The organism is Klebsiella sp. M041 (genome assembly GCF_059759695.1).
The window spans coordinates 345,438-365,924 of record NZ_JCAXWU010000003.1 but is presented as its reverse complement, the minus strand read 5'-3'; the positions used below and the strand labels follow the sequence as shown (position 1 = coordinate 365,924).

Sequence of the window (20,487 nt, the reverse complement as noted above, 5' to 3'; positions counted from 1 at the left end):
ATGTCAGGGCCTTTTTTTTACAAGGACTGTACCCATGACTGCACCTCTCCTCAGCAGCGGGCTGCTTACCTCCGCCCTGCTCCTGCTTACCGCCTGCACTGTAGACGTCGGCCGCAGCGTCCCTTCCGCATCCGCTACCGATGGCCGCTCACCGCCATGGGCTGTCACCCTCCAGCGTCAAAGCTCGATTGCCGGCAGCGGACTGCGCGAAATCGCCGAAAGCGACCTTCGTTCCGGCGACCTGCTCTTCTCCTCCAGCCTTGGCGTCACTTCGCTTGGGATCCGCGCCTTCAGCGCCTCTTCCGTGAGCCACGTCGCGCTGTATCTCGGCGAGGGTCAAATTGCGGAGGCTACCGGCGCCGGCGTGCAGGTGATATCGCTACAGCAAGCGATGGCGCACAGCGATAAACTCTTTGCCCTCAGGGTGCCCGATCTGACGCCGGACCAGGCGATGGCGATGAGAGGTTTTGCCTGGCAGGTCAAAGACAGCGGGTATAACTATCGCGGCATTATTCAGTTTATCCCTTATATGGTCACCAAACCGCTCTGCTCGCTCAACCCTTTCTCGCGTAACTTTCGCCAGCAGTGCGTAAGCGGCCTGGCCAAAGCGCAACTGGGCGATGGGGCCAGCCCCGACAAGAAAGCGTGGTTTTGCTCGGAGTTTGTCAGCGAGGCCTTTGTCAGAGCCGGGCATCCGCTGACCCTGGCGCAGGCGGCGTGGATCAGCCCTTCCGATCTGCTGCACATGCGGGAAGGAGATGTCGCCACCTTTAAACCCGAGACGCAGCTGCAGTATGTCGGGCATCTGAAACTGGGAGTTTATCTTCAGGCCGGTAAACTGGTGGGGTTGAGCAAACCGAAGGCCGGTGCGGAGTAAAAGAACGATTTGCCCTTTACCCCCGTCATGAGGCTCATGCTTTGTGCGCTATGGTTGGTGGAAAAGGGGGGACGGTAAAACCACAATGACCCAATTCCGCTGGCCGGCTACCGCTGAGGCGTATCCCCTGCCCGTTTCCCGGGCAGGAGCCGGACAATCAATGTCCACAGTCCTTCCCAGGAATAAATTTGCCAGCCTGATCCGTCATCAGCGTTTTCATCATTTCGCCGGTATCCGGGTTCGCCTCGAGGGTAAAGTGCCCCTCCACCACCAGCAGCACCGGACGTGAATCATTGCCGCGGGCAGCGGCATAATCCCGCTCAAGCTGGGCATTATTCGCCACCGCGATGCGTTTACCGGTCGCGCAATCAGTAAAGGTTGCCGCATCGGCCATATAGAAGTACATACCACGCATCGCCATCGGGGTGGTCGGCAGGCTGGCCTTCACCGGCTCCAGGGTATAGTTGAGGGGAGACTGAATGGGGCTCCCGTTGCGGTCGAGCATCTCCAGCTTGTCGCCCTTCGCGCGAAAGTACGATTTTTCGCCCTTGTTGTTGGTCAGTACCAGCTTATCCGCCGTACGCGCCCAGGTGCCGTAAGAGGCAAAGGAGGATGGTTCACGACGCGCGCCCTGGTAGTGCTCATTCATCACCCAGGTGCCGTCTTTTTCCAGGAACAGCGAGGTGTCGATGCCTTCGCAATCCGCGCAAGGCAGCACCCCGCGCCAGCTTTGCTGCATCGGCTTGAGCTCTTCCATCGCCGCCGGCTGGACCGTGTCAGTTTCGGCGCGATGGTTACAACCAAACAGCGCGAACAGCGAACAGGCCGCTATCACGGAGAATATGATTTTCTTCACTCTACTTTCCTTATGATCCATTCCACCCGTTCGCCGACGCCTTCACTGGCGAACTTTCCCACGCAGCGCCTTGACTGAGGACTTTTGCGCCTTGGAAGCAAGGCGTCGCTCTTTGGATGCCCGAGTCGGTCGCGTCTCCCGGCGACTTTTTTGCACTGCGGTCAATTCTTTGATAAGGGCCACCAGCCGGGCGATCGCCGCTTCGCGGTTCATCTCCTGACTGCGATATTCCTGAGCCTTAATGATAACCACACCGTCAGCAGAAATTAAGTGGTGGCTGGCGGCGAGCAGGCGCTCTTTGTAAAACGCCGGCAGGCTCGAGGCTTTAATATCGAAGCGCAGATGGATCGCGGTCGACGCTTTGTTCACGTGCTGGCCCCCGGCCCCCTGGGCGCGAATACCTTCCAGCGTGATCTCGTTATCGGCAATGGCCACGCTGCGGCTGATAGTAATCATGCCGGCCCTTGCCAGGCGGTAAGCTGAATTTCCAGATTATTCTGAGCGTCGGACAACCAGATGCTCCCCTCCTGCAAAGTGGCCTGCAGCGTCATCGTGCGGTCGGCAAAAGCGCCAAGCTGCGCCAGCTGGGCATCATCAAGATACCAGATGGTCAGCTTCGGGTACGCCGCAAGCTTGTTCTGATTCTGCTGCCACCAGATTTCAGCCGCCCGGCTGTTATAGGCAAACAACGCCACCGCCTGCGCCCGCGAGCAGGCTTTCTTGAGACGTTTCTCGTCCGGCAGCCCCAGCTCGATCCACAGATCAACCCCGAGATGATCGTTAAGCAGCCACAGCTCCGGCTCGTCGTCTGACGAGAGGCCGCGCGTAAACTGCAGCCGCTCATCGGCATATTTGATCCACGCCAGCAGGCGCAGCATCATGCGCTCCTGGGTTTCCGACGGGTGCTGCGCCAGCGTCAGGTTAGCATCCAGAAACTGGTTGCGATCCAGATCGGCTACATTCACCGCGGCTTTATATATCGTCGCTTTCAGCGCCATGAACAAACTCCTGAAAAAAATGGCGTACATTGTAGCGAAACTGGCGACAAAAGGCTGTCAGCAATCGCAGCAACCTGTTTCATCCTGCTGAAATTGCTTAAATGACTATGATATAGTTCCCTTGCTAAACAGAGTTTATCTTCGTAGGCTTAAACTTGCATCCCACGGTTGAGTCAGAACGCTGACAGGAGGGCATGTGGACCACTATTGTGAGTTAATACGCAAGCGGTATGCGGAAATAGCCAGCGGAGACTTAGGGTATATCCCGGATGCGCTGGGTTGCGTGTTGAAAGTATTGAATGAGATTGCGGCGGATGAGGCCCTTTCGGAGTCAGTCAGGGAAAAGGCCGCTTATGCGGCAGCAAACTTACTGGTGAGCGATTATGTCAATGAATGATACTTATCAACCCATTAACTGCGATGATTACGACAACCTGGAGCTGGCCTGCCAGCATCACCTGGTGCTGACGCTGGCGCTGAAGGATGGCGAACAGCTGCAGGCGAAGGCCAGCGATCTAATCTCGCGTAAAAATATCGAGTATCTTGTGGTCGAACTCGCCGGCAACGTCCGCGAGCTGCGCCTGGATAAAATCGCCAGCTTCAGTCACCCGGAAATCGGCACCGTGGTGGTGAGCGAATCCTGAATCAAAACGGGCTTAACCGCCCGTTTTCCTCCACGCCAGACTGACCCCTTCCCCGTCTTTGACTTCACCTTCGTTGGTCACAAACAGATCGTCCGCTGCGGCAATCGGCGTTTCGCCGTAAAACAGCAGCGGCGTGGTGTCTCGTCGCCACGGAGCAACGCCCAGCTCCTGCCAGATCTTCTTCAGCTTACGGCCGCCATGACGCCCGATGATATGCAGATGGCCGTTGGCGCGAAAGCGGACGGTGACTGGCTCATCCGCCGGGGGCGGGCGCAGCCTGCCGCCCGGCTGCAGCACCAGCTCACCAAGACCGTCCGCCAGCCGCAGCGGTTGGCGCCAGTCTGTCCAGCGCTGGACGCTGTCCGTCTGCCCGGGTACATATCTCACCCAGTACAAGCGCTGCTGAAAACGGCGGACGGTAAATTCCCCCAACCGCAGGCAGGGGCTGGCATCTTCCCGCGCCAGCGCCACCTCGTGCCAGAGGCGCTCAGGCACCTCGCGGGCCGGCATCGGCGCCTGCTGCCCGGCGAGCCAGCGACGCAGCAACGCCGCGCGGCGGGGAGAACTCATCGACGTCAGCGGCGCGATAGCCAGCGACCCGTCTTCGGCCACCAGCGACGCCAGCTCCGCCGCCAGCATCTCGTCCAGCAGCTGCTCCTGCTCGGCGCACAGGCTGGCGCTGCGGGCGACGGCCTCGCTAAAGTGCGGCCAGCGCTCACGCAGCACCGGGATCACCCGCAGGCGCAGGAAGTTGCGGTCATAGGTATCGTCCTGATTACTCTCATCTTCAATCCACGACAGCTGGTGGGCGAGCGCCCACTGGCGCAGCGATTCCCGGGTTTCATTGAGGAGAGGACGCAGCAGTCGACTGCCGGCAAAGGGAGACGATGGCGCCATCGCCGACAGGCCGGTCGGACCGCTGCCGCGTTTTAACGCCAGCAGCAGCGTTTCACACTGATCGTCCTGGTGCTGAGCGGTCACTAACACTTCGCCGGCGCGGAGCGTCTCCTGAAAGGCCTGATAGCGCGCCGCGCGGGCATGGGCCTCGACGCCCAGGCCGCCCCGGGCTAACGTCACGCGATGCACCGCCAACGGCACCTGCCACTGCTGGCAAATTTGCCGACAATGCGCCACCCAGTCGTCTGCGTGGGCGCTAAGGCCGTGATGAACATGCACCGCCCGCAGCGTCAGAGAGGGATCCTGTTCCCGCAGCAGCACCAGCTGATGCAGGAGAACCGTCGAGTCCAGACCGCCGCTGAAGGCCACCAGCAGCTGGCGATGGGGATGAAGCGTATGCGCAATGTTAGCCGTCATAACCACAAACATACCGAGAAGTGATGGCCCGGCACGTTACCGGGCCAGGGTCGCGCTGGCAAGGTTTACTGCTGATATATTTCCAGCGGCAGGTCGTCCGGATCGCTAAAGAAGGTAAAGCGTTTACCGGTAAAGGGATCGACGCGAATCGCTTCGCACTCCACGCCATGCGCCGTCAGGTGCGCCACCGCAGCGTCGATATCATCCACGCTAAAGGCCAGATGACGCAGCCCGCACGCTTCCGGACGACTGGGTCGGGCCGGCGGAAACGGGAACGAGAACAGCTCAATCACATACTCGCCGTTGAGCGCCAGATCGCCCTTCCAGGAGTCACGTTCGGCGCGATAAAACTCGCTTTGCAGCGTAAACCCCAGAATATCGCAATAGAACGCTTTACTGCGGGCGTAGTCAGTCGCAATGATGGCAATATGGTGAACCCGTTTCAAACCCAGCATGGTCAAACTCCTTCTGTTAAGCCAGCCACGTTACTCGTGCGCGCCGTTAACGCGCAAGCCTTTCGTCATTTTTTAAGACTCGTACCCGATACACGCCGTCCTCATCGCGCTTCGCGCCGTGAATATCGGTCTCAAACCCAGGGTAATGACGTCCTATTGAGCAGAGCATCAGTAGGAAGTCGAGCACCGCCCGGCTCTCCTCCGTGATCATCTCTCCCGGCATCAGCAGCGGTACGCCCGGCGGATAAGGGAGGATCATGTTGGCCGAAATTCGGCCCACTAGGTTCTCCAGTTCAATGGTTTCCACCTCACCCTTGATCTGGCGCTGCCAGGCATGATGCGGCGTCATTTTCATTTCCGGCAGGACGTCAAAGGCGCTGAGCATCAGCTGCGGCAGCTGGTGCTGGCGGATCAAGCGGTGGATCCCCTGCGCCAGATCCTGGATCCGCATGTTGCGGTAGAAGTCGGGATCTTCCGCGTACAGATCCGGCAGCATATTCTTCACCCGCAGATTGAGATCGTAGGCGCGCTTAAATTCGGTCAGGCCGCGCAGCAGACCCATCGCCCGGGTTTTATCAATACCGATGCTAAAGAGGAACAGCAGGTTGTAGGGGCCCGTTTTCTCCACCACCACGCCCCGCTCGTCGAGGAACTTCGCCACCAGCGCCGCCGGGATCCCCTCCTCATCCATATTCCCCTGCTCGTCCATACCCGGCGTCAGAATGGTGACTTTCACCGGATCGAGGTACATATGATCCGCATTGGCATCTTTGAAACCGTGCCAGTCATCGCCCGGCGCCACCGGCCAGCACTCGGCTTTATCCACCGCTTCCGGCTGCCAGATATCAAAGAACCAGCCGTCCGACTCCTCGCGCAGTCGCTGCACCTCTTTGCGGAAATCCAGCGCCCGCTCAATGGAGCGCTGGATCAGGCGCTTACCGGAGTTACCGCGCAGCATCGCCGCCGCGGTCTCAATCGACGCGACGATGGGATAGCTCGGCGACGTAGAGGTATGCATCATAAAGGCTTCATTAAAGGTCTCTTCATCATAGTTGCCCTTAATGTGGATCAGCGAGGCCTGCGACAGCGCGGCCAGCATCTTATGCGTCGACTGCGTCTCGAAAATGACTTTTCCGGGGATCCGCTCACCGCTCATGCCGCTTTTCCCCTGATATATCGGATGGAAATGGGTATACGGCACCCAGGCGGAATCGAAATGGATCGACGGGACGTCGAGCGTCTCTTTAAGCCAGGTGGTGTTGTAGAGCAGCCCATCGTAGGTGGAGTTGGTGATCACCGCATGCACGGGCCACTGCGCCCCGCCCGTGTCGCGCACTTTCTGCTGAATACTGTCGCGGGTAAACTCGCGCCGGGGGATACCGCCGAGGATCCCTAACGCATTGCGGGTCGGCTTCAGCCACAGGGGAACCACATCGCTCATCATCAGCAGGTGGGCCAGCGATTTGTGACAGTTACGGTCAATCAGCAGGGTACTGCCGGCGGGCGCCGAGTACATACCGACAATTTTATTGGACGTCGAGGTACCGTTGGTCACCATATAGCTTTGCTCGGCGCCAAAGGCGCGAGCGATATACTCCTCCGCCTCCAGATGCGGGCCGGTATGATCCAGCAGGGAGCCCAGCTCGGTGACCGAAATCGAGACATCCGCCTTCAGCGTATTCCCGCCAAAGAAATCATAGAACAGGCAGCCCACCGGGCTTTTCTGATAGGCGCTACCGCCCATATGACCCGGCGTACAGAAGGTATATTTCCCCTCCTGCACATAGTTAAACAGCGCGCGGGTAAATGGCGGCGTGATATTGTCCAGGTACTCGCGGGTATACTGCCCGATGCGGGTGGCGATCTCTTCGGAGAGTCCCAGCGCATATTCGAAGAACCACAGCGTCATGCGCAGATCCTGACTGCTGACGTCCATCGTCGAGTGGGCGTTAATAAAGGCGTACAGAGGCAGATATTCATTGAGCTGGTTAATATCGCTGCACAGATCGACGCTGTACTCATCCCAGTCGAAGATCACGCCGCAGATGCGCGGGTTGTGCTCGATAAACTGCAGCAGGTCGGCGCTATTTTGCGGCCAGATGGTCTGAAAGCCCTGGCGCTGCAGCGCCGCTTCCAGTTCTTTGATCGGCTCGTCTTTGTGGTAGACGCCGTGAGGCCCCATGATGGCGATGATATTCACGCTTTCCTCCTGGTATTCACCTAAGTCCAGCATCATAGCAATCCCCTGGGCGCATCGCACATAAAAAAAGGGCCGGAAAATCCGGCCCTTAGTGTTTTGCGCTAGCGGAAAACTTAGGCGTAACCGTAGCTCATCAGACGTTGATAGCGGCGGTTCAGCAGCTCTTCTTCGCTGAGAAGATCGAGATCGGCCAGGTCCGCCAGCAGCTGCGCTTTCAGGCTTGCCGCCATCGCTTCCGGGTTGCGGTGGGCGCCGCCCAGCGGTTCCGGAACGATAGAATCGATCAGCTTCAGCTCTTTCAGACGCGGGGCGATAATGCCCATCGCTTCCGCAGCCAGCGGCGCTTTATCCGCGCTCTTCCACAGAATGGAGGCGCAGCCTTCCGGCGAAATCACCGAATAGGTGCTGTACTGCAGCATATTGACCTTGTCGCCCACGCCAATCGCCAGCGCGCCGCCGGAGCCGCCTTCGCCGATCACGGTGCAGATAACCGGCACGCTCAGACGCGACATCTCACGCAGGTTGCGGGCAATCGCTTCCGACTGGCCGCGCTCTTCCGCGCCGACGCCCGGGTAGGCGCCCGGGGTGTCGATAAAGGTGATGATCGGCATTTTAAACCGCTCAGCCATCTCCATCAGGCGCAGCGCTTTGCGGTAGCCTTCCGGGGCCGGCATACCAAAGTTGCGACGAATTTTTTCTTTGGTTTCGCGACCTTTCTGGTGGCCGATGATCATCACCGGACGACCGTCAAGACGCGCGATACCGCCGACAATCGCTTTATCGTCAGCGAAGGCGCGGTCACCGGCCAGTTCGTCAAATTCGTCGAACGCCAGGCGGACATAATCCAGGGTGTAAGGACGGCGCGGGTGGCGCGCCAGTTGCGCAACCTGCCATGCACCGAGATCGGCGAAGATTTTGCGCGTCAGCTCTACGCTTTTCTCGCGCAGACGATGCACCTCTTCGTCGATGTTAATATCCAGTTTCTCATCCTGACGGCTTACCGCAGTCAGGGAATCGATTTTCGCTTCCAGCTCTGCAATCGGCTGTTCAAAATCTAGGAAATTCAGACTCATAGTATTCCTGTATTAGTCAAACTCCAGTTCCACCTGCTCCGAGCCGATAAGGCCACGCAGATCGTTGAGTAAACGATCGCTCGGAGAGACGCGCCATGTTGCGCCGAAACGCAACCGCGCGCGTGCATCCGCCCTCTGATAGTAGAGGTGCACTGGAATGGTTCCCGAACGGTGGGGTTCCAGAGACTGACGGAGTCGGTTTAAAAGCTGGTCATCAATTTGCCTGTCCGTCAGCGAGATAGCAAGCCCGCGAGCATATTTTTCCCGGGCTTCGTCAATGTCCATGACTTCACGGGCGGTCATTTTAAGCCCCCCGCTAAAGTCATCAAAGCTGACCTGTCCGCTGACGATAAGTATGCGGTCTTTTTCCAGCAACTGCTGATATTTATCCAGCGCGTCGGTGAATAACATCACTTCCAGCCGCCCGGAACGGTCATCCAGGGTACAGATGCCGATACGATTGCCGCGCTTGGTGACCATTACCCGCGCCGCAATCACCAGCCCCGCCGCCGTGGTCACTTTTCCACGATCGGTCGGATGCATGTCTTTGAGCCTCACGCCGCCGACGTAGCGCTCAATCTCTTTCAAATACTGGTTAATCGGGTGCCCGGTCAGGTACAGCCCCAGGGTCTCCCTTTCACCATCCAGCACCACCTGCTCAGGCCACGGCTGGCAGCTGGCGTAGGACTGTTCAATCTGCTCAGGCTCTTCCGCCAGTACACCGAACATATCGGCCTGGCCGATGGCCTCGGCTTTGGCGTGCTGATCGGCGGCTTTCAGCGCATCGCCCAGTGAATTCATCAGCGCCGCGCGATGCGGACCGAGACGATCGAACGCCCCGGACATAATCAGTTTTTCCAGCACCCGACGGTTGAGCTTTTTAATATCGGTCCGCGCGCAGAGGTCGAACAGCTCGCGGAAATAACCGCCGTTGTTGCGCGCCTCAATGATCGCTTCGATCGGCCCTTCGCCGACGCCCTTGATGGCGCCGATACCGTAGACGATCTCGCCGTCGTCGTTGACGTGGAAATGGTACAGGCCGGAGTTAATATCCGGGGGCAAAATTTTCAGCCCCATACGCCAGCACTCGTCCACCAGGCCAACGACCTTCTCGGTGTTGTCCATATCGGCGGTCATTACCGCCGCCATAAACTCAGCCGGATAGTGCGCCTTAAGCCACAGCGTCTGGTAAGAAACCAGCGCGTATGCGGCGGAGTGCGATTTGTTAAACCCGTAACCGGCGAATTTCTCCACCAGGTCGAAGATTTTCATCGCCAGCTCGCCATCAACGCCGTTTTTCTTCGCCCCATCCTCAAAGATAGAACGCTGCTTGGCCATCTCCTCCGGCTTTTTCTTACCCATCGCACGACGCAGCATATCCGCGCCGCCGAGGGTATATCCGGACAGTACCTGGGCAATCTGCATGACCTGTTCCTGGTACAGGATGATGCCGTAGGTCGGCTCCAGCACCGGTTTCAGGCTTTCATGCTGCCACTGTACGTCCGGATACGAGATCTCTTCGCGGCCGTGCTTACGGTCGATAAAGTTATCTACCATCCCCGACTGCAGCGGGCCCGGGCGGAACAGGGCCACCAGCGCGATCATATCTTCGAAGCAGTCCGGCTGCAGGCGTTTAATCAGATCTTTCATGCCGCGCGATTCAAGCTGGAAGACCGCGGTGGTTTCCGAGCGCTGCAGCATGTCGAAGCTTTTCTTGTCATCCAGCGGGATGGCGGCGATATCCAGCGGCCCTTCGCCGTTCTTCTCACGGCGCTTGTTAATCATCTCCAGCGCCCAGTTAATGATAGTGAGCGTACGCAGACCGAGGAAGTCGAATTTCACCAGCCCGGCGTATTCCACGTCGTTCTTGTCAAACTGGGTAACCGGATGCAGCCCCTGCTCATCGCAATACAGCGGGGCGAAGTCGGTGATTTTGGTCGGCGCGATAACCACGCCGCCCGCATGCTTACCGGCGTTTCGCGTCACCCCTTCCAGCTTACGCGCCATGTCGATCAGCGCTTTCACTTCTTCGTCCGCCTCGTAGATCTCCGGCAGCTGCGGCTCGGCCTCGAAGGCTTTCGCCAGCGTCATGCCCGGATCGGGCGGCACCAGCTTGGAGATGCGGTCGACAAAGCCGTACGGGTGACCCAGCACGCGGCCCACGTCGCGGATGACCGCCTTCGCCGCCATGGTACCGAAGGTGATGATCTGCGATACCGCGTCGCGGCCATACATATCCGCCACGTGCTCGATAACCTGGTCGCGTTTCTCCATGCAGAAGTCGACGTCGAAGTCGGGCATCGAAACACGTTCCGGGTTGAGGAAACGTTCGAACAGCAGGTCGAATTCCAGCGGGTCAAGATCGGTGATCTTCAGCGCGTAGGCCACCAGCGAGCCGGCGCCGGAACCGCGGCCCGGGCCGACCGGCACGCCGTTATCTTTCGACCACTGGATAAACTCCATCACGATCAGGAAGTAGCCGGGGAAGCCCATCTGGTTGATCACCTGCAGCTCGATATCCAGACGCTCGTCGTATTCCGGCCGGCGCTTCGCGCGCACTTCCGGATCCGGGAAGAGGAATTCCAGCCGCTCTTCCAGACCCTCTTTCGATTTCATTACCAGGAAATCTTCCGTGGTCATATCGCCGGTCGGGAACTGCGGCAGGAAATATTCGCCAAGCCGCACGGTGACGTTGCAGCGTTTGGCGATCTCGACGCTGTTTGCCAGCGCTTCCGGAATATCGGCGAACAGCTCGCACATCTCCTCCTCGCTGCGCATATATTGCTGTGGCGAGTAGTTGCGCGGCCGTTTCGGGTCGTCGAGGGTGAAGCCGTCGTGAATAGCGACGCGGATTTCATGGGCGTCAAAGTCGCCAGTGTCGAGGAAGCGGACATCGTTGGTCGCCACTACCGGCAGACCACGCGCTTCCGCCAGCGCCACGGCGGCATGGAGATAACTCTCTTCATCCTGACGACCGGTGCGGATCAGCTCCAGAAAATAGCGATCCGGGAAATGCTCTTCATAGAAGGAGACGCACTGCTCAACCAGCGGCATGTTGCCGCGGATCAGGCTGACGCCGACGTCGCCTTTACGGCCGCCGGAGAGCAGAATCAGCCCTTCCTGATGTTCCACCAGCCAGTCGCGATCGATCCACGGCCCCAGGGCGCCGTAGCCACGCTGATAGGCGCGGGAAATCAGCAGAGTCAGGTTCTGGTAGCCGGTGTTGTTCGCCGCCAGCACGGTCAGCTCGGTAAATTCGTCGCCGAGCAGGTCGCACTGCACGTGGAAATCGGCGCCGACAATAGGCTTAATCCCCGCGCCGTGTCCCGTCCCGTAGAACTTCACCAGCCCGCAGAGGTTGGTGAAATCGGTGATCGCCAGCGCTGGCATGCCAAGCGAGGCCGCCTTCTTGACCAGCGGCCCGGTCTTTGCCAGCCCATCGATCATGGAATAGTCGCTGTGCACCCGCAGGTGTACGAAACGTGGTTCAGCCATCTTTAGATCCCGGTGACTTAGTTGGACGCCAGGCCCAGGGCACGCTTCACCGGGCCGAAACTGCGCCGGTGATGCTCTGTTGCGCCGTGTTCCTGCAGCTTCTGCAGGTGTACAGCGGTGGGATAGCCTTTATGCTGGGCAAATCCGTAGTGGGGAAATGCGAGGTCCAGCGTGGCCATTTCGGCGTCACGAGTGACTTTTGCCAGAATAGACGCTGCGCTGATTTCTGCCACCCGGCTGTCGCCTTTCACCACCGCCAGGGAGGGCATCGGTAGCGACGGACAGCGGTTGCCATCGATCAGGACAAACTCGGGCACAATGCTCAGGCCGGCGACGGCGCGCTGCATCGCCAGCATAGTGGCATGCAGGATATTCAGCTCATCGATTTCATGGGGCTCGGCGCGCCCAAGGCTCCAGCACAGCGCTTTCTCTTTAATCTCATCGAAGAGCGCCAGTCGACGCTTCTCGCTGAGTTTTTTGGAATCATTCAGACCCACAATCGGCTTCGCCGGATCGAGGATCACCGCCGCGGTCACCACCGCGCCAACCAGGGGGCCACGCCCGACCTCATCGACGCCGGCAACCAGATGGGTATGCGGATAGACGAACTCCATCATTGTTTTGCTAACTCCAGTACGGCGTCCGCCGCCTGCTCATCGGCGTTGCAGCGGATCTGCTGATGCAGCGCGCGGAATGTCTCATGCATCTCATGGCTGGTTTTGCCATCGGCCAGCAGCGGCTGCAGGGCGGCAGCCAGCGCCTGCGGCTCGCACTCATCCTGCAGCAGCTCTTTAACCAGCTCGCGCCCGGCCAGCAGGTTCGGCAACGAGACGTAGTCGGTTTTAACCAACCGCTTCGCCAGCCAGAAGGTGAACGGCTTCATGCGATAGCCAACCACCATCGGGCATTTCGCCAGCATACACTCCAGCGCCGCCGTCCCGGAGGCCAGCAGCGCGGCGTCGCTGGCGATCATCGCATCGCGCGCCTGGCCGTCCAGCATATGCACGATCATATCCGGCGCCGTCTCAGCTTTAATTCGCTCAAACTGCTCCCGCCGTTTAGCATTAACCAGCGGCACCACCACCTGCAGATCGGGATAGGTAGCCCGCAGAAGCTGCGCGGTTTTCAGGAAGTCCGCGCTGAGCATTTCGACTTCCGCGCCGCGGCTACCGGGCAACAGCGCCAGGCAACGCACGTCGTGCGGGATCCCTAACCGGTCGCGCGCGGCGCCTTTGTCAGGATCCAGCGGCATCGCATCCGCCATGGTATGGCCGATAAAGCGGCAGGGAACGTTAAATTTGTCATAAAACGCTTTTTCGAAAGGCAGAAAGGCCAGCACCAGATCGGTGGATCTGCCGATTTTGAAAACGCGTTTTTGTCGCCAGGCCCAAACCGATGGGCTGACGTAGTGAATGGTTTTGATGCCCTGCTTTTTCAGATTCCCTTCGAGGGTAATATTGAAGTCAGGGGCGTCGATACCGACGAAAACATCGGGACGCAGCTCGCCGAAGCGGCGGGTCAAATCGGCGCGAATATGGAGTAAGCGACGCAGGCGACCGAGCACTTCAACAATACCCATCACCGCCAGCTCTTCCATTTCGTACCAGGCTTCACACCCTTCCGCCTGCATCAGCGGTCCCGCCACGCCGACAAAGCGCGCATTCGGGATGCGTGCTTTGAGGGCGCGGATGAGGCCGGCGCCAAGAATATCGCCGGAGGTTTCTCCGGCGACCAGGGCAATCGTCAGGGGACGCTGTTCAGCCATTAACGAATCAAGCCGCGGGTAGAGCGGGCGAAGAAATCGACAAACGGCTGAACTTCAGGATGCTGAGTCGCCAGTTCGGCGATCTCCGGCTTGGCTTCTTCCAGCGTCTTGCCGCTGCGGTACAGCAGTTTATACGCGTTGCGGATCGCGGTAATCGCTTCCCGGCTGAAGCCGCGGCGTTTCAGGCCTTCGATGTTGACGCCGAACGGCGTCGCATGGTTGCCCTGGGCAATCACGAACGGCGGAACGTCCTGCGCCACGCCGGAGCAGCCGCCAACCATAACGTGTGAGCCAATGACGCAGAACTGGTGCACCGCAGTCATGCCGCCGATAATGACATAATCATCCAGCGAAACATGGCCCGCGAGCGTCGCGTTATTGGCCAGGATGCAGCGATCGCCAAGCGTACAATCGTGCGCCACGTGGGCGTTGATCATCAGCAGGTTATCGTTGCCCACCTTTGTTAATCCACCGCCCTGTACTGTGCCGCGATGAATGGTGACGCTTTCGCGAATGCGGTTGCGATCGCCAATTTCCACCCGGGTTGGTTCGCCAGCATATTTCAGATCCTGGTTAACTTCGCCGATGGAAGCGAACTGATAGATCTCGTTGTCACGGCCGATTTTGGTGTGGCCGTTAACGACAACGTGAGACTTCAGTACGGTGCCTTCGCCGATTTCGACGTTGGCGCCAACAATACAAAACGGACCAATGTGGACGTTAGCGCCAATCACGGCGCCTTCTTCAACAATGGCGGTAGGATGAACAAAAGCGGTTTTATCAATCACGTATCAGGCCTCCCGGCTACGCGCACACATCATCGTCGCTTCGCAAACCACTTTACCGTCAACCAGCGCAACGCCTTTGAAACGGGTCAGGCCGCGGCGGGTTTTCTCGAAAGTGACTTCCATAATCATCTGATCGCCTGGTACTACCGGGCGTTTGAAACGTGCTTCATCGATACCAGCGAAGTAATACAGCTCGCCTGGTTCCAGTTTTCCAACGCTTTTGAATGCCAGAATCCCGGTGGCCTGCGCCATTGCTTCCAGAATCAGGACGCCCGGCAAAATCGGCTTACCAGGGAAATGCCCCTGGAAAAACGGCTCGTTTACAGAAACATTTTTTACTGCGCGCAGAAAACGACCTTCTTCAAAATCCAGCACGCGGTCTACCAGCAGGAACGGGTAACGGTGAGGCAGAAGTTCCAGAATCTCTTCAATGTGCAGAGTATGAGTGTCAGTAGTCAAAATACTCTTCCTGTCTAAATGTACTAAAAGGCAATAATAACACGGCCTGCGGCAATCTTTTAGCGAATGCAACAGGCCGGAAATGTCATGTGACCAAATGATGAATTAGTCTTGTTGATTAACCTTGCGCTCAATCGCTTTCAGGCGCTTGCTCATCTCGTCAATATTCATCACCAGCGCAGCGGTTTTACGCCACGCCTTGTTCGGCTGCAGCGGAATACCGGAGGAGTATACGCCAGGTTCGCTGATAGGACGCATCACCATCCCCATCCCCGTGACGGTGACCTTATCGCAGATTTCCATATGGCCGTTAATCACGCTGGCGCCGCCAATCATGCAGTAGCGGCCGATTTTCAGGCTGCCTGCCATGATGACACCGCCGGCAACCGCGGTATTGTCGCCAATCACCACGTTATGCGCAATCTGGCACTGGTTATCAATGATAACCCCGTTGCCAATCACGGTATCGTCCAGCGCACCGCGGTCAATTGTGGTGCAGGCGCCGATCTCCACGCGATCGCCAATAATGACGCGACCCAGCTGCGGGATCTTCACCCAGTTGCCGCGATCGTTGGCGTAGCCGAAGCCATCCGCGCCGATCACCGTGCTGGACTGGATCAGGCAATTCTCACCGATCTCAATCTCATGGTAAACGGTCACATTGGCCCACAAACGCGAGCCGGCGCCTATTTTCGTATTTTTCCCAACGAAGCAGCCTGCGCCGATGACCACGTTATCGCCCAGCTCTACCCCGGATTCGATAACGGCGTTGGCGCCGATGGCAACGTTGCTACCCAGCTTCGCCGTCGGATCGATAGCCGCGCTCGGCGCGATATCCTGTGCCGGCTGCGGCGTAGTATCCAGAATTTGAGCCATGCGCGCGTAGGTCAGGTAGGGATTACGCACTACCAGCGCGGCGCTATGGGCAAAAGGCAAATCATCCTGCGTCATCACAACGGCAGAAGCCTGGCAAGCGGCCAGGTGTTCACGGTACTTAGGGTTGACCATGAAAGTGATTTGGCCCGTTTTCGCGCTCTGCATGGACGCAACGCCGGTGATGACGATATCGCCATCACCGTGTAATTCTGCATCCAACTGCTGCGCAAGATCAGCCAGTCGAATTGAAGGCATTACTTATTTAACCTGTTTCAGCACATCAGCGGTGATGTCTTTTACATCGCTGCTGTTGTATGCAACGGCATTCGCGTCAACCACCAGATCGATGCTCTGATCTTTCGCTACGCTCTGTACGGCAGTCTGGATACGGGTCACCAGTTTGCCACGCTCTTCGTTGGAACGACGAGCGCGATCCTGTTCAAACGCCTGCGCTTTCTGGGAGAAGGTCTGGCGCTGAGCCATCACGTCTTTTTCCAGTTTGGTACGATCGGCGCCCGGCTTCATGGACTGCAGACGCTGCATTTTAGACTGCAGGTCGCCTTCCATACGCTGCAGTTCGCTAGCGCGGCCTTTGAACTCGTTTTCCAGCGTGTTGGAAACGCCAGTTTTCTGGGCAACCTGTTGGAACAGGCTGTTCATGTTCACCAGGGCAATTTTATCTGCCGCCTGAGCGGAAGTTACCATTGCCAAACCCAGACCTGCAGCTAATAACCACTTTTTCACAATAAACTCCTTACCATCCCATGAGTACCCAGGGGTACCGTTATTTGCGTGGCGAGGCGATAAACGCGTTATCGCCTACGGTCAGCGCTATACTGCACTTGCATTCCATTGCCGCCAACAATTACCAGGTTTTACCAATGTTAAACTGGAACTGTTCGGCTTTGTCTCCATCGTACTTTTTGAACGGTTGGGCGTAGGAGAAGACCAACGGCCCCAACGGCGACATCCACTGCACGGCAATACCCGCAGACATACGGATGTTGCTCGGATCGCTGTAATCCGGATAACCGCCATACGCGCTCGAATCCCAGTGAGTATCCCATACGGTACCCATATCCCAGAAGAAGGAAGTCCGGACCGAGTTCGCATATTTGTCACTAATGAACGGCGTCGGGGTAATCAGCTCCAGGCTGGCCACCGCCATCGCGTTACCGCCCACCGCATCATCGGATTTACACGGTGCGGATTCGGTGCTCTTACATTCATTATCGTAGCTGTCATCATCGTCATGACGGCTGCTTGCCGGGAAATACACTGCCTTCGGACCAATGGTGTTCGACTGGAAGCCACGCACGGTGCTGGAGCCACCGGCATAGAAGTTCTCATAGAACGGCATCTCTTTGCCGCCGATACCATCGCCATAGCCAAAGCGGGTACGACCCAGCACCACCCATTCATGATCGTTGTCGATCGGCACATAGGTGGCGGTATCCAACGTCGCTTTGTAGTATTCGTTGTCCGAACCCGGAATGGTCACTTTACCGTTCAGGTTGACGCGCGAACCTTCCGTTGGGAAGAAGCCGCGGTCAAGCTTGTTATAGGTCCAACCGTAGTTGAAGGTGAAGTCATTCGCACTGAACGAGTTCCGGTCGTTGGTGTTGTCCGGATACTGGCCCATCGAGTTCAGGTAACGCCACATCGCCACCTGCGGCTGCATATTGGACAGGGAGTTATGCACATACCCGACGCCGGCGCGCAGCGTGTTGTATTCGTTGACCGGGAAGCCCAGCGTGATGTCTGTACCATAGCTTTTGTTGGTATAGTCAGACAGATCCGCATCGTTCGCATCAAAGTCATTATAGAAGACACGGCCGCCGAGGCTCACACCGTCTACGGTGAAGTACGGGTTGGTCACCGACAGCTCGGTATAGGTTTGGTAGTCGTTTTTGGTGCCGTTGATCCCGACAGCATAGCCAGTACCTAACCAGTTATCCTGCTGAACGCCCGCCTGGAAGCTGACGCCGCTCTCGGTACCGTAACCGATACCGAAGTTGAAGCTACCGGTGTTACGCTCTTTCACCTTGTAGACTACATCGACCTGGTCCGGGCTGCCCGGGACGCGCTGGGTATCGGTATCGACCGTTTCGAAGAAGCCTAAACGGTTGAGACGGTCTTTACCCTGATCGACGAGGTCGCTGCCCAGCCACGCGCCTTCCATCTGGCGCATTTCGCGGCGCAGAACGGCATCTTTGGAGGTGTCGTTGCCTTCGAAGCGAATTTTACGCACGTAATAGCGGTTGCCCGCATCGACGTTGACGTGCAGCTTAACGGTTTTATCGCTGTCGTTGATCTCCGGCTGCGACTGCACGCGCGGGTAGGCGTAACCATAACGACCCAACAGTTTCTTGATGTCGTTTTCCATCTTGGTCACTTTCGCGCCGTTATACAGTTCACCCGGCTCGACTTTGGTCAGCGCTTCGATTTCCGCGGAATGGCCGGCGAGGTTGCCCGTCACCTGCACCCCGGAAAACTTGTACTGATCGCCTTCGGTGATGTTGACGGTGATGTAGATCCCTTTCTTATCCGGCGTCAGGCTGACCTGGGTAGAATCGATGTTGAAACGGGCATAGCCGCGATCCAGGTAGTAGCTGCGCAGGGTTTCAAGGTCGCCCGCCAGCTTCTGCTTCTGGTATTTACGGTCGCCGACCACGTTCCACCACGGCACTTCATCACGCAGCTGGAAGTGGGAGATCAGCTCATCAGTCGAAAACGCATGGTTGCCGACGATGTTGATCTGCTGAATTTTAGCGGAGACGCCTTCCTGGAAGACCAGTTTCAGGTCGACACGGTTTCGCGGCAGCGGAGTAACCACCGCTTTGACGCTGGCGCTGTATTTACCGACGCTGTAGTAGAAATCCTCGAGACCCTTCTCGATGTCCGCGATGGTCGTGCGGTCAAGCGACTCGCCCACCCGAACGCCAGAGGCCTCAAGGTTCTGCTTGAGCATGTCATCTTTCACCGACTTGTTGCCGGAGAAGGTGATGCTGGCGATCGTCGGACGCTCTTTCACCTGCACCAGCAGGGTATCACCATCGCGCAGGACGCGGACGTCCTCGAAGTTGCCAGTGGCAAACAGCGCGCGAATAGTGTTACTGATATCATCGTCGGTCACCGTATCGCCAGGACGCACTGGCATACTGAGGAGGGCCGCACCAACAGCGACACGCTGCAAGCCTTCGAAATGAATGTCCTTCACCACGAACCCTTCAGCACCGTATACAGTCGCGCTGCTAAACAGCAGCGACGCTATGAGCAACTTTTTCATCGCCATCGTTATTATGCGTTCTTCCTAACAAACTCTCTTATAACCGAGAGAAATCATTGAAAAGTGCAAGCCCCATTAACAGCACCAGCAGTATTGAGCCAATGCGATAACTAAAGTCTTGAACTCGCTCGGATACCGGCCCGCCCTTCAGCTTTTCAATCGCCAAAAACAGCAGATGTCCCCCATCCAGTACGGGTAGTGGGAACAGGTTGATGATTCCGAGGTTCACGCTAATCAGCGCAAGGAACATCAGATAATAAATCAACCCAAACTCCGCTGACATTCCAGCCCCCTGAGCGATAGAGATCGGCCCACTGAGGTTGTTCAGTTTGACATCACCGGTTATCAATTTACCCAGCATCCTGACCGTCAGCGACATCAGCTGCCAGGTTTTATCCGTGGCTTCAGCGATGGCGGCAAACGGTCCGTACTGACGTACTGTCTTGTATTCTTCAGGCAGCGGGATGACCTTTGGCACCACCCCTGCGAACCCTTCTGCCTTACCTTTCACCGTTTTTGCATCCGGCGTCAGGGTTAACGGCAGCGCACTCCCCTGCCGTTCAATCTCCAGCGCCAGCGCTTTGCCCGGATTATCGCGCACCAGATTAACAAACGTCATCCACTGCGTTAACGGTTGTCCATCGACTTTAACGATCCGGTCGCCCGCTTGCAAACCTGCTTTCTGAGCTGCCGAGCCCGCCTGGACTTCCGCCAGCACCGTATCAATCTGCGCGCTGCGCGGCTGGATCCCTAGCGACGTCACGGGATCTTGCTTGTCTGGCTCAAACGCCCAGTGCCGCAGATCGACGATTTTATCCTGGCGCTGATTGGTCCCGAAAGGGGCGACGGTAAGTATTGTTTGCGGGTTGCCGATTTTGGCCACCAGCTGCAGACGCACCGCATCCCAATCAGGCGTTTCGATACCATCTATCGCTTTAAGTTCCGTGCCTTTTGCAATTTGTGCTTGCGCGGCAACCGAATTGGGGGTTATTTCACCCACTACCGGGCGAACGCCAGGAACGCCGATGATGAAGACCAACCAGTAGGCAAAGATAGCGAAAAGGAAGTTAGCGATGGGACCGGCGGCAATCACCGCCGCACGCTGGCCGACGGTTTTATTATTGAAAGCGTAGTGGCGCATCTCCGGCGCCACCGCTTCAACACGCTCATCCAGCATCTTGACGTAGCCGCCCAGCGGGATCAGGGCAATGACGAACTCCGTACCCTGCTTATCCATCCGCCGCCACAGCGCTTTGCCGAAGCCGATAGAAAAACGCTCAACCCGGATACCGCAGCGGCGCGCTACCCAAAAATGGCCAAACTCATGCACCGTAATCAGTACGCCAAGCGCAATGATAAAAGCTGCCAGATTCCAGAGCACGCTCAGCATATAACCTT

At 57.7% G+C, this 20,487-nt stretch carries 19 protein-coding genes; 3 read left to right on the top strand and 16 right to left on the bottom strand.

Going from position 1 to position 20,487, the window contains the following annotated elements:
* Positions 1-34: 34 nt before the first annotated feature.
* Positions 35-877, top strand: coding sequence for a YaeF family permuted papain-like enzyme (locus AC6CWS_RS05555; RefSeq protein WP_065882731.1), 843 nt, complete (start codon positions 35-37; stop codon positions 875-877).
* 157 nt (positions 878-1,034) lie between these two features.
* On the opposite strand, the gene nlpE is transcribed toward AC6CWS_RS05555, so the two are convergent.
* The 3 genes from nlpE to AC6CWS_RS05540 are packed head-to-tail and all read right to left on the bottom strand — an operon-like array spanning position 1,035 to position 2,731.
* Positions 1,035-1,733, bottom strand: a complete 699-nt coding sequence (gene nlpE / locus AC6CWS_RS05550; RefSeq protein ID WP_101995001.1) for an envelope stress response activation lipoprotein NlpE — start codon at positions 1,731-1,733, stop codon at positions 1,035-1,037.
* A gap of 42 nt (positions 1,734-1,775) precedes the next feature.
* Positions 1,776-2,189, bottom strand: a complete 414-nt coding sequence (gene arfB, locus AC6CWS_RS05545) for an alternative ribosome rescue aminoacyl-tRNA hydrolase ArfB (protein WP_004204468.1) — start codon at positions 2,187-2,189, stop codon at positions 1,776-1,778.
* Complete coding sequence (locus AC6CWS_RS05540) at positions 2,186-2,731, bottom strand: YaeQ family protein (protein WP_065882733.1); 546 nt, start codon at positions 2,729-2,731, stop codon at positions 2,186-2,188. The genes arfB and AC6CWS_RS05540 overlap by 4 nt, the downstream gene beginning before the upstream one ends.
* Positions 2,732-2,927: 196 nt before the next feature.
* On the opposite strand from AC6CWS_RS05540, the gene AC6CWS_RS05535 reads away from it, so the two are divergent.
* Both AC6CWS_RS05535 and rof read left to right on the top strand, forming a co-directional pair.
* Positions 2,928-3,128, top strand: coding sequence for a YaeP family protein (locus AC6CWS_RS05535; protein WP_002889429.1), 201 nt, complete (start codon positions 2,928-2,930; stop codon positions 3,126-3,128).
* Positions 3,115-3,375: a Rho-binding antiterminator gene (rof, locus tag AC6CWS_RS05530; protein WP_002889424.1), complete on the top strand. Its 261-nt coding sequence runs from the start codon at positions 3,115-3,117 to the stop codon at positions 3,373-3,375. The genes AC6CWS_RS05535 and rof overlap by 14 nt, the downstream gene beginning before the upstream one ends.
* A gap of 12 nt (positions 3,376-3,387) precedes the next feature.
* On the opposite strand, the gene tilS is transcribed toward rof, so the two are convergent.
* The 13 genes from tilS to rseP form a co-directional block, all read right to left on the bottom strand.
* Positions 3,388-4,701, bottom strand: a complete 1,314-nt coding sequence (tilS, locus tag AC6CWS_RS05525) for a tRNA lysidine(34) synthetase TilS (RefSeq protein ID WP_065882734.1) — start codon at positions 4,699-4,701, stop codon at positions 3,388-3,390.
* A gap of 53 nt (positions 4,702-4,754) precedes the next feature.
* A complete protein-coding gene (locus AC6CWS_RS05520; RefSeq protein ID WP_002889387.1) occupies positions 4,755-5,144 on the bottom strand; it encodes a VOC family protein in 390 nt (129 codons plus the stop codon).
* A 46-nt stretch (positions 5,145-5,190) separates the two neighbouring features.
* Positions 5,191-7,344 (bottom strand): lysine decarboxylase LdcC, encoded by a 2,154-nt coding sequence (locus AC6CWS_RS05515; protein WP_065882788.1) that lies wholly within the window; start codon positions 7,342-7,344, stop codon positions 5,191-5,193.
* A gap of 113 nt (positions 7,345-7,457) precedes the next feature.
* Positions 7,458-8,417 carry an acetyl-CoA carboxylase carboxyl transferase subunit alpha gene (gene accA / locus AC6CWS_RS05510; RefSeq protein WP_004145855.1) on the bottom strand — a complete coding sequence of 320 codons (960 nt, stop codon included), beginning with the start codon at positions 8,415-8,417 and terminating at the stop codon, positions 7,458-7,460.
* Between the two features lie 12 nt (positions 8,418-8,429).
* Positions 8,430-11,912, bottom strand: coding sequence for a DNA polymerase III subunit alpha (gene dnaE, locus AC6CWS_RS05505; RefSeq protein WP_023292051.1), 3,483 nt, complete (start codon positions 11,910-11,912; stop codon positions 8,430-8,432).
* Positions 11,913-11,929: 17 nt separating this feature from the next.
* Entirely contained in the window at positions 11,930-12,529 is a 600-nt protein-coding gene (gene rnhB, locus AC6CWS_RS05500; protein WP_004204458.1) for a ribonuclease HII, read from the bottom strand.
* Positions 12,526-13,677 (bottom strand): lipid-A-disaccharide synthase, encoded by a 1,152-nt coding sequence (lpxB, locus tag AC6CWS_RS05495; RefSeq protein WP_023292050.1) that lies wholly within the window; start codon positions 13,675-13,677, stop codon positions 12,526-12,528. Before lpxB ends, rnhB begins: the two co-directional genes overlap by 4 nt.
* Positions 13,677-14,465, bottom strand: a complete 789-nt coding sequence (lpxA, locus tag AC6CWS_RS05490) for an acyl-ACP--UDP-N-acetylglucosamine O-acyltransferase (RefSeq protein ID WP_004204455.1) — start codon at positions 14,463-14,465, stop codon at positions 13,677-13,679. The genes lpxB and lpxA overlap by 1 nt, the downstream gene beginning before the upstream one ends.
* A gap of 3 nt (positions 14,466-14,468) precedes the next feature.
* A complete protein-coding gene (gene fabZ, locus AC6CWS_RS05485) occupies positions 14,469-14,924 on the bottom strand; it encodes a 3-hydroxyacyl-ACP dehydratase FabZ (protein ID WP_004145858.1) in 456 nt (151 codons plus the stop codon).
* A gap of 105 nt (positions 14,925-15,029) precedes the next feature.
* Positions 15,030-16,055: a UDP-3-O-(3-hydroxymyristoyl)glucosamine N-acyltransferase gene (lpxD, locus tag AC6CWS_RS05480; protein WP_065882735.1), complete on the bottom strand. Its 1,026-nt coding sequence runs from the start codon at positions 16,053-16,055 to the stop codon at positions 15,030-15,032.
* Positions 16,056-16,058: 3 nt separating this feature from the next.
* Positions 16,059-16,544, bottom strand: coding sequence for a molecular chaperone Skp (skp, locus tag AC6CWS_RS05475; RefSeq protein ID WP_002889325.1), 486 nt, complete (start codon positions 16,542-16,544; stop codon positions 16,059-16,061).
* A gap of 121 nt (positions 16,545-16,665) precedes the next feature.
* Positions 16,666-19,095: an outer membrane protein assembly factor BamA gene (gene bamA, locus AC6CWS_RS05470; RefSeq protein WP_023292048.1), complete on the bottom strand. Its 2,430-nt coding sequence runs from the start codon at positions 19,093-19,095 to the stop codon at positions 16,666-16,668.
* Positions 19,096-19,126: 31 nt separating this feature from the next.
* Positions 19,127-20,479, bottom strand: coding sequence for a sigma E protease regulator RseP (gene rseP / locus AC6CWS_RS05465; protein WP_004204451.1), 1,353 nt, complete (start codon positions 20,477-20,479; stop codon positions 19,127-19,129).
* Positions 20,480-20,487: the final 8 nt, after the last annotated feature.